The organism is Chitinophaga sp. (assembly GCF_035761305.1).
Classification (GTDB): domain Bacteria; phylum Bacteroidota; class Bacteroidia; order Chitinophagales; family Chitinophagaceae; genus Chitinophaga.
In genome coordinates, this window is record NZ_DASTRI010000226.1 from 1 (window position 1) to 21,354 (window position 21,354).

Below are 21,354 nucleotides of genomic sequence, written 5' to 3' on the forward strand. Positions count from 1 at the left end.
TGAAATGATGGTTAGCTACTGGCCTACGCCCCTGGCATTGGAACAAAACCCGGGCGTGGCAAAAGGGATGAACAGCTCGGAGAAAATCGTTTTTTCCAGGACGCTGCAAAACGTTACCTGGAACAATACCACGCTAATAAAAGACGACCTGGTAACTGCCGTAAAAAAGCTGAAGCAGCAGGAAGGCGCGCCCCTTACCATCCTGGGCAGCGGCAGCATTGTAACACAGCTGGCAGCACATGGGCTTATAGATGAATACCAGTTTATGGTTGACCCGGTAGCCCTGGGCAGTGGTACGCCCGTCTTTAACGGGCTGCAGCAGGAGCTGCGCCTGCAGCTGACCAACACCAGGACCTTTAAGAGCGGGATAGTGCTGTTGAATTACCAGCCCGCCAAATAATAGTATATTAACAACTAAAACCAAATGCTATGGAAGAGTTTATCATATTAATGCGGCTGGATATTATAACCAAAGAAGCACAGCCCTCACCGGAACAGCTGCAGGTGTACATGCAGCAGTACCACGACTGGGTAGGCGGTATTGCAGCGCAGGACAAATTTGCAGGCGGCACCGGCCTGTCAAAAGAAGGCAAGGTGCTGCATTTTAACAGCGTAATCACCGACGGTCCGTATGCAGAGATTAAAGAGTCCATTGCCGGTTTTATTACCATCCGCGCAAAGGACCTGGACGAAGCCGTGCGCCTGGCTAAAGATTGCCCCATATTAAAAGGCAAGGGCAACACCGTAGAAGTAAGGCAGGTGGTAGCAACGCACAACAATGCATAATGAAACGCTCATACCACACCTGTTCAGAACAGAGTACCGCAAAATAGTAGCGGTGCTGTGCCGGCAGTTTGGCCTGCAGCAAATGGAAATTGCAGAAGACATTGCCAGCGACACTTTCCTGGCGGCTGCTGAAACATGGCCGCTCAAAGGCATTCCACAGCAGCCGGCAGCCTGGCTGTACCAGGTGGCAAAAAATAAAACAAAGAATTACCTGCAGCGCGGCCTGCTGTTTGCCAGCAAGATTTCCCCGGAAATAAAAAGCAGCACAGCAGAAAGCTATGAGCAGGAAATAGATCTTTCACCCGGGAACGTGAACGACAGCCAGCTGCAAATGATGTTTGCCGTTTGCCACCCCTCCATTTCAAAGGAAGCGCAGGTAGGTTTATCCCTGCGCATCCTTTGCGGTTTTGGGATAGAGGAGATAGCCAATGCTTTTTTAACAGGTAAGGAAACCATTAACAAACGCCTGTTCCGTGCCAGGGAAAAGCTGAAGCAGGAAAATATCCGCATAGAGCTGCCGTCACCAACGGAAATGGATGCACGTTTATCAGCAGTGCTCACCATCATTTACCTGCTGTTCAATGAAGGCTATTACTCCGTTAGCCAGCATACCACCCTCCGTAAAGACCTGTGCATGGAGGCCATGCGCCTGTGCACCATGCTGGTGGAAAATGAAAGTACCAACAAGCCGGCTGTAAATGCTTTGCTGGCCCTCATGTGCTTTCATGCCTCCCGTTTTGACGCGCGCATAAATGAACAGGGGGAGCTTGTTTTATATGAAGAGCAGGACACCAGCCTGTGGAACACAGACCTCATCAGCAAAGGCGGTTATTTTTTACACCGCGCCGCCAGCGGCAACCAGCTTACAAAATATCACCTGGAAGCCGGCATTGCTTACTGGAACACGCAAAAAGAAGATACACCTGAAAAGTGGCAGCACATCCTGCAATATTATAACCTCCTGTTACAAATAGAATACGCTCCCATAGCGGCGCTGAACAGAACATATGCCCTGTCAAAAGTGTATGGCAAACAAACCGGCATCACCGCAGCGGAACAACTGGCGCTCACTGGTAGCTATTTCTATTTTGCCCTGCTGGGCGAGCTGTATACAGGTGTGGATAATATAAAGGCACAGCAGCATTTTGAAAAAGCGCTGGCGCTGGCAAAAACACCGGCGGATAAAAATGTGATACAAAAGAAAATGAATAAGCTCTCCCAAACTTCATAATCCCTTAACATAAAACTTCCTGAACCTTCTCTAACTTCACACTTTAAAAGTCAGCCAAAGGGTGGAATGAAACACCGTATAACAGTAGCAATATGCAGGTTACGGGTTTAACTGATAGAGAATTACTGCAACGCATTCAGCAGGATGATGTTCAGGCATTTAAAATGCTTTATCTCCGCCTGTGGGAGTCGCTGTTTGTATTTGCCATGAAACGCCTGGGATCCGAAGATGACGCAGAAGATGTTGTGCAGGAAGTATTTGCCAGCCTGTGGGCAAAAAGGCGTTCCCTGCAGGTAAAGGAAAGTTTTGACGGGTACCTGTACACCGCTGTTAAATATAAAGTAATCAACAAAATAGCCGCCATGCTGCAAAACCCCGAAAAGCTGGAGCTGGTCCGGGAGTCGCTGCTGCCTGCGGTAAACAACGCTGCTGAAAATCTTCAGTCCAAAGAGCTGCAAAGCTTCCTGAGCCGGGAAGTACAATCACTCCCTGATAAAATGCGGGAAGTATATTTATTATATATAGAGCAGCACCGCTCTGTAACAGATATTGCCAGCATACTCTCCCTCTCTGAACAAACCGTGCGTAACCAGCTGGGACTGGCCCGGGGCCGGTTAAAAAAATCACTGCAGCACGCTATGCTGTTCACTTTTTTTTGTTAATGATTCCTTAACATTCAGGCATGGTTAAAAAGCGGTTTTGCCGGACATATAGGTAAAGACGCTTTGATGGACCTACACGGATTTGAAAAGGTAATGCAAAGGTACCTGAACGGGCAAGCCACCGATGCAGATCTGCTGCTGATAGAACAATGGCTGCAGCACACCGCAGACAAAGACTACCAGCTTACAGAAGAAAGAAAAAAGGTAATTGCCGCCCGGCTGTTACACCGGCTGAAAGCCATTACCCAAACACCCGATGTAGCGCCTGTAAAAAGCCGCCGGCTATACCGCAGTGTTTCCAAACGTTTTGTACGTGTTGCCGCAGCGTTGCTCATCCTTGTTACGTCCGGCGCCCTGGGATGGATATTCCGCCACCAGCTTACCGCACGCATCTCGCCGGTAGCTGTAAAAACCATTAAGGCCGGCCCTTATGAAATTAAAAAAGTGCAGCTGCCCGATCATACCCGGGTAACCCTTAACACAGGCGCCTCCATTAGCTTCCCCGTTGCTTACACGGGCCGCCGGCGTTCCGCCACTGTTGAGGGAGAAGTTTTTTTCGAGATCGCAAAAGATCACCGGCAGCCATTTGTAGTACATACGCCTTCGCTGGATGTAACGGTGCTGGGAACTTCCTTTGTAGTAACGGAGCAGCAGCAATACGCTGCCGTGAGCGTAGTAACCGGCAGGGTAAGGGTAGCTGCCGCACAGCAACAGCTGGCGGAGCTGGCGCCCGGCCTGCAGGTACAGTATAACAAACACTCCCGCCACGCAGCCCTGCAGCGGATAAATGTGCAGGAAGTAATGGCCTGGACACGGCGCAGCCTTTCTTTTGAAGCTGCGCCGCTGGAGCAGGTGCTAAAAGCCATTGCTCAAAAATGGAACGTAAGGCTGGAGCTGCCGGCCACCGTTTCGGGGAAAGCATTTACAGGAGATTTTAATAATAACGACAGTTTGGATGATATGATGGCCGCCGTGGCGCTTACCACCGGCATTCATTGGGAGAAAACAGGAAAAGGAAGCATCAGGATAACATATCCATAGCACAACAGGCAACATCGCCAGGTGACAATCTTTAACTGGATAACAAATTTTTTTCATTGCCCGCAATGAACAGGGCATGTCATTTTCAAAAATCAGCGTACGCATAAACAACCAGACAATAAATCATATGTACCGGACAAAAACAGTTTTTAAAACATGGGACAATTGTGTGCAGCGCGGCTGCATACTGCTGGCGGGGCTGCTGCTTTGCCTGCTGCCGGCTATGGGATTTACCCAGTCGGAAAATTTAGTGGAGAAAAGAATATCTGTTGAGCTGGCGAATGAAGACCTGGCCGGCGCCATACATAAAATCGAGAAAAAGGCCAATGGCCGTTTTATGTATGATGCTTCTGAACTAAAAAAAGCAGGTAAGCACATTACCGGTTCTTACCGTAATGAAACGGTGGCAGCAGTGCTTACCAGCATACTATCCGGTACTGGCCTGGGCTACGAGCAGCTGAAAGACAAGGTTATTATACACCGTATGTCAGGCACGCAGCCGGGCCGCCGCGCGCAGCATATAAATTCCGGTGCAAACATGGAAGATATTGTGGTACGCGGCCGGGTAACGGATGAAAAAGGCGAGCCGCTGATAGGTGTAAACATCAAGAATAAAAACAGCAACCACGGTACGGTTACAGATATGAACGGGTTTTACACCCTTGCGCTTTCCGGCAATGCCGTGCTGGTATTCTCCTTTGTAGGTTATGCCAGCCGTGAAATTGAAGTAGAAAAAACACAGGTGCTGGACCTGCAGCTGATGCCGGATGCAAAAGGGCTCAACGAAGTAGTAGTAACAGCGCTGGGCATTCAGCGTGAAGAAAAAGCGCTGGGCTATGCCACCACCACTGTAAAAGGAGAGCAGCTCACCAGCGCAATGTCTGCCAACTGGACAGATGCCTTGTCCGGCAAGGTCGCTGGCCTGAACCTGATACGTTCCAACGGCGGCCCTACCGGCTCCAATAAAATTATCCTGCGCGGCGAAAACAACCTGACCGGCGACAATGAAGCGCTGATAGTAGTAGACGGCGTAGTGATTAACCAGGGCAGCGGCCGGCGCACCGCCATTGATGGCGAAGGACCTTACGGCACCAGCAGCGATAACATGCCTGCCGACTATGGCAGCGGCTTAAATGATATTAACCCTGAAGATATTGAAACGGTAACTATCCTGAAAGGGCCTGGCGCCGCAGCGCTGTACGGCCAGCGCGGTGCAAACGGCGCCGTGATCATCACTACAAAATCCGGCAGCTCCAGGAGAAAAGGCCTGGGCGTAACCTACAGCTCCAATGCCTCTATGGAGCAGGTAAATCGCTGGCCCGATTTTCAATATGAATACGGGCAGGGGTTGGATGGCCAGTCTTATTACTCCTACGGCGCATCGGCAGACGGCGCCAGCACCAGCAGCACAAGCTCTGCATACGGTCCGCGTTTTGAAGGACAAATGTTTTACCAGTACGATCCTGTAACGCAGGCGCAGGGCAAGGAAAGAACGCCCTGGGTAGGCTATCCCGGTAAAATACAAAAGTTCTTTAACACCGGTCAAACCTTTACCAACACCGTTAGCGTGGATGGCGGTACCGACCGTACCACCGCACGCCTGTCATTAACCAACGTTACTAACAAATGGATCATACCAAACACCGGTTACGGCAGAAACACCGTATCGCTTTCTGTAAACTCAAAGGTGAACGACCGGCTGCGCATCTCTTCCAAGGTAAACTATACTAACAAGCATAGCGACAACCTGCCCAGCACCGGCTATGGTAACCAGTCGCTCATGTATTGGTTCATTTTCTGGCAGCCCAATGCCGATCCTGACTGGTTAAAAAACTATTGGGCAAAAGGTAAGGACGGCCTGGCTATTAAATACCCGTTCAGCTCTTACCCTGAAAATCCTTATGCTATTGCATATGAGTTCCTTAACCGATCTAACCGGCATAATGTTACCGGCAATGCCCAGGCCCTGTACAGCTTTACCGATGATCTGAGCCTGCAGGTAAGAACGTCCATCGACTTTGCTTATGAGCAGCGCGCACAGGAGCGGCCATATGATGCCGGCGCCAAGTTTCCCAAAGGCAGCTACCGTACACAGAATATTTTTTCAATGGAAGCCAGCAGCGACTTCCTGCTGAAATATGCGCACAAGCTTTCGCCTGATATAGACTTTTCCGTATCAGCAGGCGGCAGCGTGCTGCGGAATACTTATAACAGGGATGAGGTGCGCGCCGACTCGCTCACTTTTCCCGGCGTATATGCCATGTCCAATGCAGCCGGCCCGCTGGTAACCATGCCCTGGAAAAGCAAATACGGCATCAACAGCTTTTACGGCCTGGTATCTGGCAGCTATAAAGATGTTTTCTTTGTTGATCTGACGGTTCGGCAAGACTGGAGCAGTGTGCTGGCCACGCCTACACGTACTACTAACGCAGGTTTCTTTTATCCCTCTGCCAACTTCAGCTTTATTGCATCTGATGCGCTGCGCCTGCCGGGGTACATCAGCTTTGCCAAGCTGAGATTTTCCGTATCCGGTGTAGGTAGCGGCGGCACCACGCCCTACCTCACCGCTTACAACTATGCCTCTGCCGGCAGCCTGTATAACGGTGGTTTGCAAAATCCTTCGCTGCTGGCTAACCCCGACCTGCGGCCTTTACGCACCATTACCTATGAAGCCGGCGCCGTGCTGAAAATGTTTGATAACCGCGTGGGGCTTGACCTGGCGGTATATACCGGCCGCACCAAAGACCAGATACTGCAGCGTATAGTAGACCGTGCATCGGGCTATACCAGTTCCCTCATCAATGCCGGGCAGGTGAACAACAGCGGTATTGAAATAGCACTGGATGGTAATCCCGTTAAATCAAAAGACGGTTTTAACTGGAACACCAACATCGTATTTTCTGCAAACAAGAACAGGATCACGCAGCTGGCAGACAGCTCTGTGGTGTTGAAAACCGGTAAGGTAGGCGGCGGCCAGATAGTGGCCAAGGTAGGCGGCAGCATGGGCGACCTGTATGGCAGGGGCTATGTACGCGCCCCTGACGGGCAGGTGGTATATGATAATAAAACCGGTGTGGCGCTTATCTCCGAAGATGTGAAGTACCTGGGTAACACCATTCCCAAATGGAAGATCGGCCTTAACAACGATTTCGGCTACCGGCAATTTCACCTGCACCTGTTGTTTGATGCGCAGTTTGGCGCAGTCGCACACTCGCTTACGCACTACAAACTGGCCGAGCAGGGTAAAACCAAAGAAACGCTGCCCGGCCGCTACAACGGCATTATCGGCAATGGCGTGGTAATGGATGGCGACGGCAAATACCGCAAGAACGATGTAATAGCCACGGATATAGATGAATATTACCGCTCCCATTACGGCGTAGATAATGCAGAAGGCAGCACTTTCAGCACCGACTTTGTCAAGTTCCGTGAAGCGCGCCTGGATTTTACGCTGAACTCGCGCCTCACCAAACGTTTGGGTTTGCAGCGTGCAACCATAGGCGTATATGGCCGTGACCTGGCCATCTGGACCAAGTGGCCCATATTCGATCCGGAGTTTGGTACGCTGGACGGAACAGACATTGTGCGCGGCTTTGAGATTGGTCAGTTCCCCTCTACCCGCACCTTCGGATTTAACTTAGTTCTTGGCCTCTAATTTTTAACAATGAAGCAGTTAATATATAAGATCAGTTTAGCAGTGGGTATGTGCAGCATGCTGCTTACCTCCTGTACAAAAGATTTCCAGGAGATTAACACCGACCCGAATAACACGCCCAACGCATTGCCCAAGCAGCTGCTGGCGCCTGCGCTGGTAAGCACGCTTACCTATAACATGATCCGTAACCGCAACTTTAATAATGAGCTGATGCAGGTAACGGTGAATATAAGCGATGCAGAAGGGCAGGTGTTCCGTTACGACTACCGCAACACGTTTGCCGATTACCTGTATAACGGCTGGTACTCCGAGCTTACCAATTTTAAAGACGTTTACAAGATCGCCAGCACAGAGCTGAACTTCAATAAAGGGTACCAGGGCATCTCGCTCATTTGCCAGTCGTGGATATATTCCATGCTTACAGATACCTACGGCGATATTCCCTATTTTGAATCGAACCTGGCAAAGGACAGCGCCATTTATGAACCGCGTTTTGACAGGCAGGAGGATATTTACAGGGATATTTTCAGCAAGCTGCAACAGGCCAACACCCTGCTGAACGGCGCTGCCCCGATAACCGACGATCCTGTATACGGCGGCGACTGCGCCAGGTGGCGCAAGTTCGGCAACTCCCTGTACTTAAGGCTGCTGCTGCGTGTGTCCGGCAAACCGGAAATGAAGGATTTCTGCATTGCAAAGATCAGGGCCATTGCGCAGGACAGCAGCTCCAGCTATCCTATTATTTCAACCAACGATGAATCAGCCATTTTAAGGTGGACCGGCGCAGGTCCTTATTCCTCTCCCTACCTTTCTGTAAGGGAGCAGGACTTCCGTTCACCTGCTATTGCCAGCTTTTTTATAGATCACCTGGTAGCCTGGAACGATCCGCGTATTAACATACCCGAGTATGGCACCAGCAATATTAACCGTTGGTGCATTGCGCCATCCCAGGGCGCTTACGTAGGTGTGCCAAGCGGGTATGCACCCGGTGAGAACCCGGTGAAAAGATCCTACTTCTATTCCAATACCTCTGCACGCTCTTTAATGACAGAGCCGCTCACCGGCATGATCATGAACTATGCGGAAGTACAGTTTATACTGGCGGAAGCGGCGGTGAAAGGCTGGATCAGCGGATCGGCGGAAGCCTATTACAACAACGGTGCATTAAGCAGCATTACTTTATGGCTGCCCGACTGGCCGGTGCCCATTACAGATTTCCTGGCGGCAGCCGATATACAGTGGGATGAAAGCGCCACGCCGGATCAGAAGATGGAGCGCATACACCTGCAGAAATATTATGCGCTGTTCCTGGAAGACCTGGAGCAATGGTTCGAGTACCGCCGCACCGGGCATCCCGTATTGCCTAAAGGCGCGGGATTAAAGAACAACGGCGTAATGCCTGCCAGGATGACCTACCCCGTGTATGTACAATCTACCAATCCAACCAATTATAAGCTGGCCGTAGCTGCACAGGGACCAGATGTGATCTCTACCCAGGTATGGTGGCAGAAACCTTAATAATTGTAATGATGAAAAATAAGCAGATGAAACTTAAACACATAATCATTGCATCCGTTTTCCTGCCTTTGCTGGTTATGTTTGGCGGATGTAAAAAAGATAATTACCCCGGCGGCGTTATCAGCCCTTACATATCCATCTTTGATATTCGTGGCCTGTACCGCGGGCAGGATCTTACCCTTACTACGGAAAACATGTACGGCTCCGGCAAAATTTCGGCGGTAGTGGTATCTGACCATTCCGGCGGCAACCTGCCTGCAGGACTGCTGGTAGTGCAGGACGCCCGCCGCCTGGGACAACTGCGCGGCATTTCAATTCCCCTGGGCGATGAAGCCGCCAAATACGTACCCGGCGATGCCGTGATCATTGACGTACAGGGCGGAGTGCTGAAAAGGGTAAACGGTATACTCGAAATCACCGGCATTAAGCCGGAAAATGTTACCAAAACTGAGTCGGGCATTGATATTCCCCTGAACCGTGTACCCATCAACCAGATACTGGATAACCCCGATAAATATGAAAGCACTTTATCTGTAATCGTAAAAGGCGGCTTTGATCCGTTGCCTGGCCCTAAAGATGTATTATCAGGCGATAAGGTGCTGAACGATGGCTTTGGCAACATAACCCTGCATACAGCCGCCGGTGCTGCTTTTGCCGACAGCACCGCGCCGGTGAGCGCCAATTTTTACGGCATTGTTTTCAATACAGCAGGTAAGGATGGCGAGCTGGTGCCGCAATTCCGCATCCGCAGGGCGTCTGATGTGGTTGTGCTGAGCGCTGTTATTGAAATTGCCCCGGTAATCATTACCGGTTTTATGAGCGATGTAAAAGGCGGCGACGGCAACTATGAGTATGTGCAGCTGATGGCCACCAAAGATATTGACTTTGCGGCCACACCTTATGCGGTGGTGGTAACCAATAACGCCAATGCCTCAACGCCCACCGGCTACCCGTCCAAAGGCTGGGCTACCGGCAGTATGCGTACTTTTAAATTTAACCTTTACGCCGGTAAGGCGGCCAAAGGCACGTTCTTTTATGTAGGCGGCGCCGGTAAAATGATCAACGGCTCGGGCTCTACGAGCATGGCATCCTCCAACTGGATCCGTTCTTTTGACTATACCAAGAACAATGGCGACGGCTTTGGCAATAAAACAGGCGGCCTGTTTGCCAACAGCGGCAACGCCTCCGGCGTAGCGGTATTTGCCGACTCCTTGGTAACGGTTGACTCACGCCCGGTAGATGTGATGTTCATTGCCACCGGCGGCAGCCTGTACACCGCAGGTCCGCCTGCGCAGGGCTACCGTATTACCAACACGGATTTTTATGACGTGATCAATCCCATTACCCTGGAGTCACAGCCATTTTACAGGAACGGCTCCAACACGCTTAGCCTGGTGTATAACACGGCAGACCTGGGCTACTTTAATATGCTGGGCGGCGAGTACAATCCTGTTTTAGGAAAGTGGATGACAGCCCGCTCGCAAAACCCGGTGCTGCTTACCAAGCAGTCTGCTATTACGGAAATTGAAGGAGAAGGCGCTACAAAGCTGATCCAATAAAAACAGCTTCTTTTTAATCACGATAAGCAAAAAGCCTCCTGGTTTTTACCAGGGGGCTTTCTTTTTTTACAGCAGGTGTATTACGGTTTGGTTGCCGGCAAAGCGCCGTCGTGCATAATCATATAGCTGCTTTGCTTTAGTCCCTGGTTGGCATCAACCTGCTGTTGCACGTTGCTGTAGTGGTTGTTGTGAATAAGCACGGCAGAGGTGTTGGCGTTTACGCCGCCCAGGGAAATGGCTTTTATGGCATTGGTAATGCTGTTGTCTTCAATAATTACATCTGTTACGGAATTGGGATCAGTGCCAACTGAGGTACGGATATACGAAAAGTCGAACAGCCGGTTGCGGCGTACCAGCGCGCCTACATTCAGGCCTGCGTTGCCGGAGCCAATGAGGTTAATGCTTTGGTAGCCGGAATGCATGTCGCCGGCGCCATACCAGTGACAGTAATTGCCCTCCCGCAGCTCACAGTCCACAAAATCATTGTACCAGTTAGGCTGCTTGCCATGATACAGCAGGGAGCCGCGGCCGATAATGCCGTTGCAGCGCCGCATTTTCAAACCTGCTATCACGCAGTTCTGTGCAGAGCCATATAGCTGGTAAGCGCCGCCGTCGGACACCTCATTGTTCACAAACACCAGGTTTTTACGGATGGTGGTAATGCTGATGATGGACGTAGCATCCGGCGGCACCAGGAAAGGCTGGTCCAGCGTAATGGCGTTTGTGGTGTGGCTTACAATGCGTCGGAACTGGCCGGCGCCCCTGCCGTCAATAATAAATACGCCGCCACCGTTCCATTTGTTGGGCGTCCACTGGTAAGTATCGGCGCCTGCAGGCAGCGTTAGCGTAGTGCCGTTTACGTTACCTATGTGGCCGGCATATGCGCCGCCGCCGCCGTCCAGCGTCATTACTTCGCGGTCGTTGGTATAGTCAAAGGGAATGGTGTTGCGCGCCTCATACAGGTTATGGCTTTCATCTATGGTAGCGCCGTAGCTGTAGCCGTCGGCCTGCTTATAGCAGTCTTCAAATATCAGCCCTTTGGGATGTATTACCATGTAGGGCTGGTTAATACCGGTGTTGTTGCGGCTAAACCTGCAGTGCTGTATAAAGCCGCTGGCCCTGGAAAAGCCGTACATACCGCTGGAGTTAAAGTCGCAGTTACGCACTTTCAGGTTAGGTCCGCGCAGTATAATGCCGGTTTTGGCCCAGCGGCTGTTCAGCTCTGCTTCTACCGTATCGCGGCTGGCTTTCAGTTTGTACACCTGCCCGCCTATTTGCGCGGTTTGCCGCACAATTAAATTTTCCAGCGTAATATTTCCCTGCTCTTCTATTGGCCCGGTTAGCAGTATAATGCCCCAGGCGCGGGAGGCCCACAGGTTCAGGTCTTTAATGGCGAAGTGGTGCGAGCCGTTGATAAGGCTGTTGGGCATCCGGCCCTTGTCCCAGCTTTGCGGGTTCCAGAATAGCTGTGTAAGCGCCTGCGACTCGCCTTTCAGCATGGTAAACGGGGGAATGGTAATGTCGCCGGTAAGCATATAACGCCCGGGGGGGACGTACACCGTGCCGCCGTTATTCTTTGCCGCAGCTGCCAGCGCTGCCTGGAAGGCGGCTGTTTCATTGCTGTGGCCATCTCCCCTGGCCCCGTAGTTTTTTACGTTAAAGGTTTGCCTGTCAAAACCGGTATTGGCCTTTGCAGCCACGGTTACCTGCAATGGCGCGCTCCAGGCGGTTTTGCCGCCTGTGCCATTGTGGTAATACAGGTGATAGTTGCCGGCAGCCAGTCCTGCGGGAATGTTTACGCTTACGGAATAATCGTCAAAGGCATTGGCTACCCTGGCCCGCACCTGTTTACCGTTTGCGGAGATCAGAACGGCCTGCCCCGTAAAGCCTTTGCGCAGCAGGTTTTTGCCTTGTATGCGCAGGTAGCTGCCGGGTGTTACCTGCAGCCCTTCCTCACTGATAACCCAGGTAACCACGGGTGCATTTACATAAAAGGTGTTTGCCTGGCCGGCAGCGCCTGTTATGCGCACGCTGTACACGCCTTCTTTCCAGCCTGCCGGTATAATAAATTTTACGGATTGTGCATTTTGCTGCAGGCGGTCAACAGTTACAGGCTGCAGGCCCGCCGGTGGTGCAGCTTTCAGGCTGGTGCCGCCGGGATCGGGCAATGCATCTTCCTGCGGCTGCGGCAGGTAGCCCGGTGTTGCATTGTCCACATTATCATCCGGCAGGCGGGCTACTTCTATTTTAGTAAGCTTGTCCAGGTCCTCACCGCGCACCAGCACAGCATCGCCGGGGCGTGTTTCCGCGGTAGTTACATAAAAAAGCTTTGGCGATGCATCGCCGCTGGTTTTTGCATTTTGTGCAATGGCTGCCAAAGCAAGCAGCATAAAGGCAGGTAAAAGCGTAAGCTGTTTATAAGCGCTGATCATTGGCATATGCTGGTCCCCCGTTTTAATGATAAAAACCTCAATGGCCATGGCAGGTAATTTGTCACTGTTCCGGATATTCCCCGGTTGTTTATGAACCTAATATCAGGCCAAATAAGGCACTGGCCGCAAAAAAATAAACGATACCAAAATAATATAATTGCCTAATGCCTGAAATCCCTTGTTCCAGTAACAACGGCCCGGTTTGAGGCAGCTGTTGATGGCCTGCGGCTAAACCGGCAATTAGTAACATATTTTTTTGCAAACAACGCCGGAAGTAGTATATTGTACATAGAGAAAAACCACGTAATGAAAGCTAAGGAACAAACCTGGAAATGTACCGTTATGCTGAACTTTCCTGAGATACTATTTGTAATAATCAATGAACTGCTTAAGCGGGCAATGAAACATAAGGCTGGCAGCATCAGTATATAATGGCTTGAAATTTCATCTGCGCAGGTGATGCATAACCATATTGAATTAAAACAAATATAACCTGGAGTTAACAGTAAGTTCTGGAATTCGTCTTATCATTGCAGCCAATTTTATAAAAGACAGTAGCCTATGGGGGTTTTTACGCACCACAATGCATGTTTTGTTCTGTTTGTTTTATTTTCTTCTATTTTGATTTAGTACGGGCATTGTACGAGTAGCATTCCCGGACGGGTTCCGTGTTGTCCCATGTGTATAATGATGTAAAGAGAATGTCAGCTGTTAGCAATGATGCCTGGTAAATCATCGCCTTTATCACTTTTTATTTTTTTCACTAGAATAATAGCGTTTGCCTATGAACATTCGGTTTCTTTTAATGGTAGCTGTATGGCTTTCGTCTGTTAGCATTTCACAAGCTAATGTGCCATACCATCGTATTTATGACCAGGTTGCCCGCCAGGAGCCCGTTAAGGGAGTGGTTGTTGGCAAAGATGGTGTCCCGATACCGGGTGCCACGGTCAGGTCGCTTTCCACCGGCCGCGTAACAACCACCAATGAACGCGGGGAGTTTACCTTGCAGGCGGCCCAGGGTGAAAAGCTTGTAATCACATTCATAGGCTATGGGCAGCAGGAAGTAACCGTTAGCGGCACCTCCCTGCGCATCACACTTACAGAAGGCAGCAGCCAGCTGGGTGAGGTGGTAGTAGTTGGTTATGGCAGCCAGACCAAAGCCGATGTTACCGGTGCGCTTACCCAGCTGAAAGCAGACAATATAAAGCAGGGCGCCAATATTTCTGTAGACAACCTGCTGCAAGGCAAGGTATCAGGTGTGCGCATTGCACAATCCAGCGGTGAACCTGGCGCCGGCGTGGATGTTTTTATCCGCGGCGTAGGCTCTATCCGCAGCGGCAGCACGCCGCTGTTTGTGGTAGACGGCGTACCCCTGAGCAACGATAACGTAAGCGCAAGCGGCCCTGACTTTGGCCTGGGCAGCTCTGAGCCCAAGAACCCGTTGAATTTCCTGAACACCAGCGATATTGAAACCGTTACCATCCTGAAAGATGCTTCTGCAGCAGCCATCTACGGCGCCAGGGGCTCTAACGGCGTAGTGCTCATCACCACCAAGCGCGGTAGCAGGGGAGCGCCTACATTAACTTATGATGCTTATGTAGGTACTTCTTCCGTGATCAAAAAGCTGGACGTGCTTTCTGCTGCCGAATACCGGAAAGCGCTGACCAACCCGGCATATGACCACGGCGGCAACACCGACTGGCAGGACGTAATTTACCGCAACGGCTTTATCCAGAACCACAACCTGTCTTTTGCCAAAACCTCTGCATCCGGCAGCTACATGGCGTCGCTTTCCCACATGGACCAGGATGGCATTGTGGAGAAGAGCAGCTTTAAAAGAACAACAGCGCGCATCAACGCAGAAGAGTCATTCTTTGACGATAAGCGCCTGACCGTTAAGATGAACCTGACTGCCAGCGACATCCAGGAAACAGCCATACCTAACGGTAATACCGCAGGTTCAGATGGCCAGCTGATCATACACGCGTTAATGGCTAACCCTACACGCTCTGTATACGACAGCGCCGGCAACTATACCAACTTTAATATGAATGCCCACTATAACCCCGCTTACCTGTTGAGCATTTATGATGATAAAACCAACACTTTCCGGGTACTGGGTAATATTGAGGCCACGCTGCGGCTGTTACCGGGGCTGACCTACCGTTTTAACTATGGTATTGATAAGTCTACCTCAGAGCGTAACTCCACCATCTATCCCAATGTGACCGACCGTCAGCCGAGCGGCGCTTATGTGCAGAATAACCTGTCGTCATTAACTACGCTGTTGGATCACTACCTCACTTATAACCTGGCAGTTGACAAGCACCAGTTCGAAATATTGGGCGGTTTTTCCTACCAGCAGTTTAAGTTTTCAGGTACTGCTTTCGGTATGCAGAACATTGCCAAGCAGGGACAAGGCGTGCCGCCTGAGTATAACCCCGGTTATTCAGGAACACCTACCAGCCCGAGCGGGTTTGCCCAGGAAAATGAGCTGCAGTCCTTCTTCGGACGTGTGAACTATAATTACGACAACCGGTACCTGCTTACGGCTTCTATCCGTGCAGATGGTTCCACACGGTTTGGTGAAGACAACAAGTATGGCTACTTCCCGTCCTTTGCATTGGGCTGGACACTTTCCCGTGAAAATTTCATGAAAGATATTAGTGCCGTACAGGACCTGAAGCTGCGCGCCAGCTGGGGACAAACAGGCAACCAGGAAGTGCCGAACAAGATTACCCAGGCCAGCTACTCGTTATCATCAGGCGCGGGATATTACCTGTATGATGATCTGAACCTGGTGAACGGCGTTACTGTAAACCGTACCGCCAATCCCAAGCTTAAATGGGAGCTGGTGGAGCAGTATAACGTGGGTATCGATTTTGACCTTTGGAACAGCAAGTTATACGGCTCACTGGAGTTTTATAACAAAACTACCAAGAACCCGATCCTGAATATTCCTTCGGAGCCGCTTAGTCCTACCACTACTGTATGGAAGAACGTAGATGCCCGGATTGTAAACAAAGGATTTGAGTTTATGCTGGGTTCAAGGCTCATTAGCACCAAAGACTTCACCTGGTCGGTTGACGTTAACGGCTCTACGCTGTCAAACGTTATTAAAGACCTCCCGGTATCTGAGCTTTACTCAGGCAGCATATCCGGCCCCGGGCTTTCCGGTGTGAATGCCAACATTTACAAAAACGGCTACGAAGCAGGCTCCTTCTTTATGCTGAAGCACCTGGGCTATGACAAGGAAGGCAAAGATATTTTTGAAGACAAAACCGGTGATGGCGTGATCAATGCCGACGACCGGCAGATATTCCAGGGAGCCATTCCCAATTTCAACTTTGGCCTTAACAGCCAGCTGCGGTATAAGCAATTTGACCTTTCAGTTTCCTGCATCGGGCAAACCGGCGGTTACCTGGTTAACAACACCGCGCTGGATCTGAATATCAACAGCCTGGCCTCAGACCGCAATGTGCTGAGAAAGTTTTATGATGCCGGTGCAAACACTGCCAATGCCGTGCAGCTCTCTTCGCTGTACCTGGAGAAGTCGGATTTTATCCGTTTGAACAACATGCGGCTGGGATATACTTTCATATTTAAACAACTGGCATGGCTGCAGTCAGCCAACCTGTACGTGAGCGCCCAGAACCTGCTTACCATTACCGGTTATTCAGGTTACGACCCGCTGGTGAATACCACTAAAACAGTAGGCGGTAACCAGTCGCTGGGTGTTGACTACACTACTTACCCGGCTGCAAAAACATTCCTGTTAGGTGCAACGATTAAATTTTAATCCATAGAAATATGAGAAGGAAATCATTAAAACTACATAAACTAACGTGTGCATTGCTTACCGTGGCCCTGGTAAGCTGTACCGACCTGCATGAAAAGGTGATTGATGAAGTACTGGGCTCCAACAGTTCAAGTCCTGAAAATGCGCTGGCTGCAGCATACGGGCAGTTAGACAATAGTACCTTTGTGGATCACAGCCGCGTGTTTGCCATGCAGGAATATTCAACAGATGAAGCATTGCTTCCCACCCGCGGCAGCGACTGGGGCGATGGCGGTGTTTGGCGCGCCATGCATGAGTTTACCTGGGGGCCGGACAATGCGGTTGTTACCAATACCTGGAACGACCTGACCAACGGTATCACCAAATCGCTTACTGCTATCAGCAGCGCTAACCAGGATAACTCTCCAAATAAAGCCCTTTTCCTTGCAGAAGCCAGGGCGCTGCTGGCATTTTACACTTTCCATACGCTGGACCTGTATGGCCAGGCGCCCTACCGCGATCCTAATGTTGCCAATGCGCCGTTAGAAGTGAGGCAGGCAGCCACCGCTATCGATGACCTGATCAAAGAGGTGGAATCATTGCTGCCTGACCTGGCCAACCTGGGCGAACAGAAGACGCACAACGGCAGGTTCACAAAGGAGGCAGCCTATGCGCTGCTGGCCGATATGTACCTGAACCGCGCGGTGTTCAAAGACCGTTATGCCGCCACCTTCAACTTCAGCGAGCAGGCAGTTGACGGCAACGGTACAGATATGGATAAGGTGATCAGCTATACTACGCAGCTCATTGAATCTTCAAAGTTCAGCCTGGAAAGCAACTACTTTAAGAATTTTGATATAGACAACAACGGCAGACCGGAATTGATATTTGTAGTTACGCAGGACATCAACACACTGCGCAGCAGCAGCAATAATTTCGTTTATATGCCTATGGAAAGGAACCAGAAACCTTCGCCGGCCAACCGTGGCACCAACGCCAGCTGCACCACTCCCGAGTTTTATGCTACCTGGGAGGGCAACCACGATGATCCGCGGTTTCACAGGCACTACCAGTATGACGATGGCACCTGGTTTATGAACGATGGTACAGATGTAAGTGTGCCCGCTACCAGCACTGTAGCCGGCAGTACACTGCCCTGGTTTCACTTCAACCGCGGTTTCCAGGTAGGGCAGCAATACGGTCCTAAACTGCAGTCTAACGGTGACTTTGAGCGTACTGCTGACGCACGTATTAAAGTGTCCAAGCTTTTTTGCGAAAAGAATACTACGCTGGCCATGGACTTTACACCCGCCCTTACTTTCAACAACCCCAGCCAGGCCGTTTTCACCCAGGACCAGATTAACCAGGGTGTAAGGATTTTCAAATACGAATACGATCCTGAAAAAGATAATGGTTCCAGCAATGTAGACATTCCGCTGTACCGCCTGGGAGGCATGTATTGCATGCGCGCCGAAGCTTATTTCCGCAAAAGCCAGACAGCCCTGGCCCTGGCAGACATTAATAAGCTGCGCACCTCCAGGACCCGTGAAGCGCTTTATGGCAATGCACCCGGGAAGCCTATTGTTTCCCTTAACGAGCAAACGCTGTATAATGAAATAGGATTTGAGATGTATTGGGAAATGTACAGAAGAAAGGAAGCGATCCGTTTTGGCAAGTTTGAGGCTGCCTGTACGGCCAAACCCGCATCAGAGCCTTACCGCCGTATTTATCCAATACCGCAGTCAACGATTGATGCATCGGATGTGTTTACACAGAATGATCATTATTGAGGGGAGGTTATGATATGGAAAAAGCCGCTTCGTAGGAGGCGGCTTTTTTAAATTTTTATCACGCCGCATCTGCTTTTTTTTCATTCGTTTGTATTTACGATACGCCCTGGAATTCAGGATCACCTTTATAGTCACCATAGAACCCTCATAGGTCCAGCCATAAAAGGGTATTTCTCCCTCAAATAATTTTAGATTAGTACGATACCCGGTGATTTCATTTAATTGGTCAATGAAATTTGATATAGCTGCTGATTCTTTAAACTTTATTTGAGCAGAGGGAGTCCAGTAAGTCTTAAATGAATAATGATCTTTTTTTTTGTTTTCTATTATATAAGTAATGCCATCAAAACCATGTTGCCAGCCCTTTATATACCTGTCACTTGGAATTTCATTGATACCTGAGGAGTCAATTAACTGTTTTATTTTCTTCACCTGTGCTGACGTTAGCTCAAAAGATTTTATGTAACATTCACCTGTTTGTTTGTTCTCCCATATTTCATTTGCATGAAAAATCATTTTATTTGATTTTGAAGACAGCTCCAGGTCGTATTTAGGAGAGCTTATTCTAAAGAAATCGATACCTTCATTAGGGCTTAATAAATTTAATTTTTTAATTTCTTTAAGGCGCCAATCAGCCCAAAAGGTAGTATCACTATCATAGGTCAATATTACATTTGGAGATATTTGTCCAAACGCCTTAAGAGATATTAGGGAAACAAATAAAAACAGGAACCTCATGTAAGCTTCCCTTATATTAGGCCCATTTTGGATTAGAATTTTCAAATTTTATAAGTGTTCGGAATAGAAATGAATCAGACGTACTCCAGTGGTGGAACAAAGCCGAGTGCTTGGTGTGGCCTCGAACAGTTGTAATCCTCTTGCCATTCTTCTGCCATCAACCTGACTTCTTGTAAGGTGAAGAAATGGTAAGCATCTAAAAGTTCCCTTCTCAAAGAGCCATTATTTCGTTCGATAAACGCGTTTTGTACCGGCTTTCCCGGTTGAATGAATAATAATTGAATATGTCGTTCTTCGCACCATAGCTGCAGCTTGTCGCTTATAAACTCCGGTCCATTGTCAACTCTGATCCGTAGCGGCTTACCTCGTATTTCCAGGAGTCGTTCCAGCACCCTAATAACCCGCAAGCTGGGAAGAGAAGTATCTACTTCTATCCAAAGCGACTCCCTGTTATAGTCGTCTATAATATTCAACAGCCGGAACCGTCTGCCATCCACCAGGCTGTCCGACATAAAATCCATGCTCCAGGATTCATTAAGCGCGTCAGGAACGATCAGCGGCTGTTTAACTCGTTCGGGCAGCCGGCGCTTGATCTTACGCCGGATATTCAATTTTAAAAGCTTATACACCCGGTAAAGGCGTTTATGATTCCAGATATGCCCCTTTCTTCGGAGTCGATGATAGCATTTCCAGAAACCAATGGTGGGATGCTTTTTGACCAGTTCTTCCAAGGCATTCATCAGAGCATTATCGTCTTTGAGTACCTTCTTATACCGAAAGGCGGAACGTGGCATACCAACCAGCTTACAGGCCTGACGTTCACTCAGCTCTTCCTTCACCAACAACTCTACTTGTTCCCGCTTGTCGTCAGGCCGCCGTACTTTTTTTCCAGGACATTCTTCATAGCGTCATTCTCCAGAGTGAGATTGGCCACAATTCGTTTGAGCCGGTTGTTTTCCTCCTCCAGCTCTTTCATCCGTTTAACCTCATTGGCATCCATACCGCCATACTTCGCCTTCCAGTTGTAAATACTGGCTTCGCTGACTCCATGCTCCCGAGCCAGATCCTTGATGGACATTCCCGCTTCCTGCTGCTTAAGAATGGAGATAATCTGAGTTTCTGTAAATCGTACTTTCTTCATAATTGTGACATTTAAGTTAGAGATTTTTCTCTAACCCCAATGGACCAATTTTCGGGGAAGCTTACAAAAGGTCTAAGTTGAGTGCGCCCTTTTTGCGTACAGCAAGATATAGTGTTGTATACAACACAGCCTTTTCAGGCACACATATTTTAAGTTGAGTGCGCCTTTTTTGCGCACAGCAGGATGTACTGAAGTTAACCTCACGGCTTCACGTTAGCCCTATAATGGGTGCTTTGGAGGATTGGGGAAAAGGAGGAAAAAAAGCATGGCGATTTGGAATGCTAGAACTTCACGCGATCTCTACTTAGATCGCACTCAGCAGTCGTTTTTTATCAATGTGAGAATAGCATCTGGAAAATTATTATTATTAATTCTATCAATATCTTCGTCTTCAAGTCGAAACCACTCACCTTTCACTCTCTTTTGGGAAAAAATTTTATGTAACTCTAATTCAATTTTTTCATAATTGTAAGTTTTGATATAACGTAATAATTGAGTTTCGAAAGGTAAATCAGCAGCAAATATTCTCAACCGTTTTTCCAAATTTCTGGATCTGCCTATTTTAACATGCCCAAAGAGAGTTTCACGAATGAAATAGATGTAACCAAGATTATTATCTGTTCTAAAATTGAGGCCCTCTAATTTATTAGGGAAATATCGAGTTATAATAGCAAATGCTAATTTTTTATTTTTAAATGTCGTTGCAGTTTCTGCTATTCTTTTTAAATGAGGAAAGGCATTGTCATCAATATTAGTTTCTTTAAGCTGACATAACCCGTTAAATACATGAGACGTCTTACTTGAATTGAGATTTTTTAAAATGTCTTCATATGAATCTTGCATATGCCAAGTTATTTTGTGTTTTATTTCTGGAGCTAAGTCGAATTATTTTTGGATAGAGAATTAGTATACCTTCAAATCAAAGATACGAATAATTTGTCGTAGAGAAGCTCTCAAATGCGGATATAGTAGTTTCTTAGAAAATGGAAAGTTGTATTAAATATTCTAATCTTTCGGTATGAT

14 protein-coding genes are annotated in these 21,354 nt (G+C 49.0%); 10 read left to right on the plus strand and 4 right to left on the minus strand.

Annotated features, from left to right (window positions below; translation table 11 throughout):
- The 8 genes from VFS25_RS19195 to VFS25_RS19230 all read left to right on the plus strand — a co-directional run.
- The coding region (locus VFS25_RS19195) for a dihydrofolate reductase family protein (protein ID WP_326463794.1) at nucleotides 1-400 on the plus strand (400 nt) is incomplete at its 5' end.
- Nucleotides 401-429: 29 nt separating this feature from the next.
- Complete coding sequence (locus VFS25_RS19200) at nucleotides 430-786, plus strand: YciI family protein (protein ID WP_326463795.1); 357 nt, start codon at nucleotides 430-432, stop codon at nucleotides 784-786.
- Nucleotides 779-2,017, plus strand: coding sequence for an RNA polymerase sigma factor (locus VFS25_RS19205; RefSeq protein WP_326463796.1), 1,239 nt, complete (start codon nucleotides 779-781; stop codon nucleotides 2,015-2,017). The genes VFS25_RS19200 and VFS25_RS19205 overlap by 8 nt, the downstream gene beginning before the upstream one ends.
- A gap of 92 nt (nucleotides 2,018-2,109) precedes the next feature.
- The gene (locus VFS25_RS19210; RefSeq protein WP_326463797.1) at nucleotides 2,110-2,679 is read left to right on the plus strand and encodes an RNA polymerase sigma factor; all 570 of its coding nucleotides are present in this window, start codon (nucleotides 2,110-2,112) and stop codon (nucleotides 2,677-2,679) included.
- Nucleotides 2,680-2,745: 66 nt separating this feature from the next.
- Nucleotides 2,746-3,720 (plus strand): FecR family protein, encoded by a 975-nt coding sequence (locus VFS25_RS19215; RefSeq protein ID WP_326463798.1) that lies wholly within the window; start codon nucleotides 2,746-2,748, stop codon nucleotides 3,718-3,720.
- A 127-nt stretch (nucleotides 3,721-3,847) separates the two neighbouring features.
- A complete protein-coding gene (locus VFS25_RS19220) occupies nucleotides 3,848-7,375 on the plus strand; it encodes a SusC/RagA family TonB-linked outer membrane protein (protein WP_326463799.1) in 3,528 nt (1,175 codons plus the stop codon).
- A 9-nt stretch (nucleotides 7,376-7,384) separates the two neighbouring features.
- Entirely contained in the window at nucleotides 7,385-8,893 is a 1,509-nt protein-coding gene (locus VFS25_RS19225; protein ID WP_326463800.1) for a SusD/RagB family nutrient-binding outer membrane lipoprotein, read from the plus strand.
- Nucleotides 8,894-8,919: 26 nt separating this feature from the next.
- Nucleotides 8,920-10,452, plus strand: a complete 1,533-nt coding sequence (locus VFS25_RS19230) for a DUF5689 domain-containing protein (protein ID WP_326463801.1) — start codon at nucleotides 8,920-8,922, stop codon at nucleotides 10,450-10,452.
- Nucleotides 10,453-10,532: 80 nt separating this feature from the next.
- Here the strand turns inward: VFS25_RS19230 and VFS25_RS19235 are convergent, their stop codons facing one another.
- Nucleotides 10,533-12,932, minus strand: a complete 2,400-nt coding sequence (locus VFS25_RS19235) for a glycosyl hydrolase family 28-related protein (protein WP_326463802.1) — start codon at nucleotides 12,930-12,932, stop codon at nucleotides 10,533-10,535.
- A gap of 736 nt (nucleotides 12,933-13,668) precedes the next feature.
- Here VFS25_RS19235 and VFS25_RS19240 point away from each other — a divergent pair.
- Nucleotides 13,669-16,683, plus strand: a complete 3,015-nt coding sequence (locus tag VFS25_RS19240) for a TonB-dependent receptor (protein WP_326463803.1) — start codon at nucleotides 13,669-13,671, stop codon at nucleotides 16,681-16,683.
- Nucleotides 16,684-16,694: 11 nt separating this feature from the next.
- Nucleotides 16,695-18,452 (plus strand): RagB/SusD family nutrient uptake outer membrane protein, encoded by a 1,758-nt coding sequence (locus tag VFS25_RS19245; RefSeq protein ID WP_326463804.1) that lies wholly within the window; start codon nucleotides 16,695-16,697, stop codon nucleotides 18,450-18,452.
- On the opposite strand, the gene VFS25_RS19250 is transcribed toward VFS25_RS19245, so the two are convergent.
- From VFS25_RS19250 to VFS25_RS19260, 3 genes are all read right to left on the minus strand, one after another.
- The gene (locus VFS25_RS19250; protein WP_326463805.1) at nucleotides 18,405-19,190 is read right to left on the minus strand and encodes a hypothetical protein; all 786 of its coding nucleotides are present in this window, start codon (nucleotides 19,188-19,190) and stop codon (nucleotides 18,405-18,407) included. The two genes, VFS25_RS19245 and VFS25_RS19250, sit on opposite strands and share 48 nt — an antisense overlap.
- Nucleotides 19,191-19,264: 74 nt before the next feature.
- Nucleotides 19,265-20,331 (minus strand): IS3 family transposase gene (locus VFS25_RS19255; RefSeq protein WP_326463806.1). Its coding sequence is split into 2 segments (ribosomal slippage): nucleotides 19,265-20,070 and nucleotides 20,070-20,331, totalling 1,068 coding nucleotides; the frame shifts between segments, so codons are not numbered across the junction.
- A gap of 315 nt (nucleotides 20,332-20,646) precedes the next feature.
- Entirely contained in the window at nucleotides 20,647-21,174 is a 528-nt protein-coding gene (locus VFS25_RS19260; protein WP_326463807.1) for a GIY-YIG nuclease family protein, read from the minus strand.
- Nucleotides 21,175-21,354 lie beyond the last annotated feature (180 nt).

Bases quoted from the DNA above. Each gene is read 5' to 3' on its own strand.
- VFS25_RS19200 (WP_326463795.1), top strand. From the start codon at position 430: ATGGAAGAGTTTATCATATTAATGCGGCTGGATATTATAACCAAAGAA.
- VFS25_RS19205 (WP_326463796.1), top strand. From the start codon at position 779: ATGCATAATGAAACGCTCATACCACACCTGTTCAGAACAGAGTACCGC.
- VFS25_RS19210 (WP_326463797.1), top strand. From the start codon at position 2,110: ATGCAGGTTACGGGTTTAACTGATAGAGAATTACTGCAACGCATTCAG.
- VFS25_RS19215 (WP_326463798.1), top strand. From the start codon at position 2,746: ATGGACCTACACGGATTTGAAAAGGTAATGCAAAGGTACCTGAACGGG.
- VFS25_RS19220 (WP_326463799.1), top strand. From the start codon at position 3,848: ATGTACCGGACAAAAACAGTTTTTAAAACATGGGACAATTGTGTGCAG.
- VFS25_RS19225 (WP_326463800.1), top strand. From the start codon at position 7,385: ATGAAGCAGTTAATATATAAGATCAGTTTAGCAGTGGGTATGTGCAGC.
- VFS25_RS19230 (WP_326463801.1), top strand. From the start codon at position 8,920: ATGAAACTTAAACACATAATCATTGCATCCGTTTTCCTGCCTTTGCTG.
- VFS25_RS19235 (WP_326463802.1), bottom strand. From the start codon at position 12,932: ATGGCCATTGAGGTTTTTATCATTAAAACGGGGGACCAGCATATGCCA.
- VFS25_RS19240 (WP_326463803.1), top strand. From the start codon at position 13,669: ATGAACATTCGGTTTCTTTTAATGGTAGCTGTATGGCTTTCGTCTGTT.
- VFS25_RS19245 (WP_326463804.1), top strand. From the start codon at position 16,695: ATGAGAAGGAAATCATTAAAACTACATAAACTAACGTGTGCATTGCTT.
- VFS25_RS19250 (WP_326463805.1), bottom strand. From the start codon at position 19,190: ATGAGGTTCCTGTTTTTATTTGTTTCCCTAATATCTCTTAAGGCGTTT.
- VFS25_RS19260 (WP_326463807.1), bottom strand. From the start codon at position 21,174: ATGCAAGATTCATATGAAGACATTTTAAAAAATCTCAATTCAAGTAAG.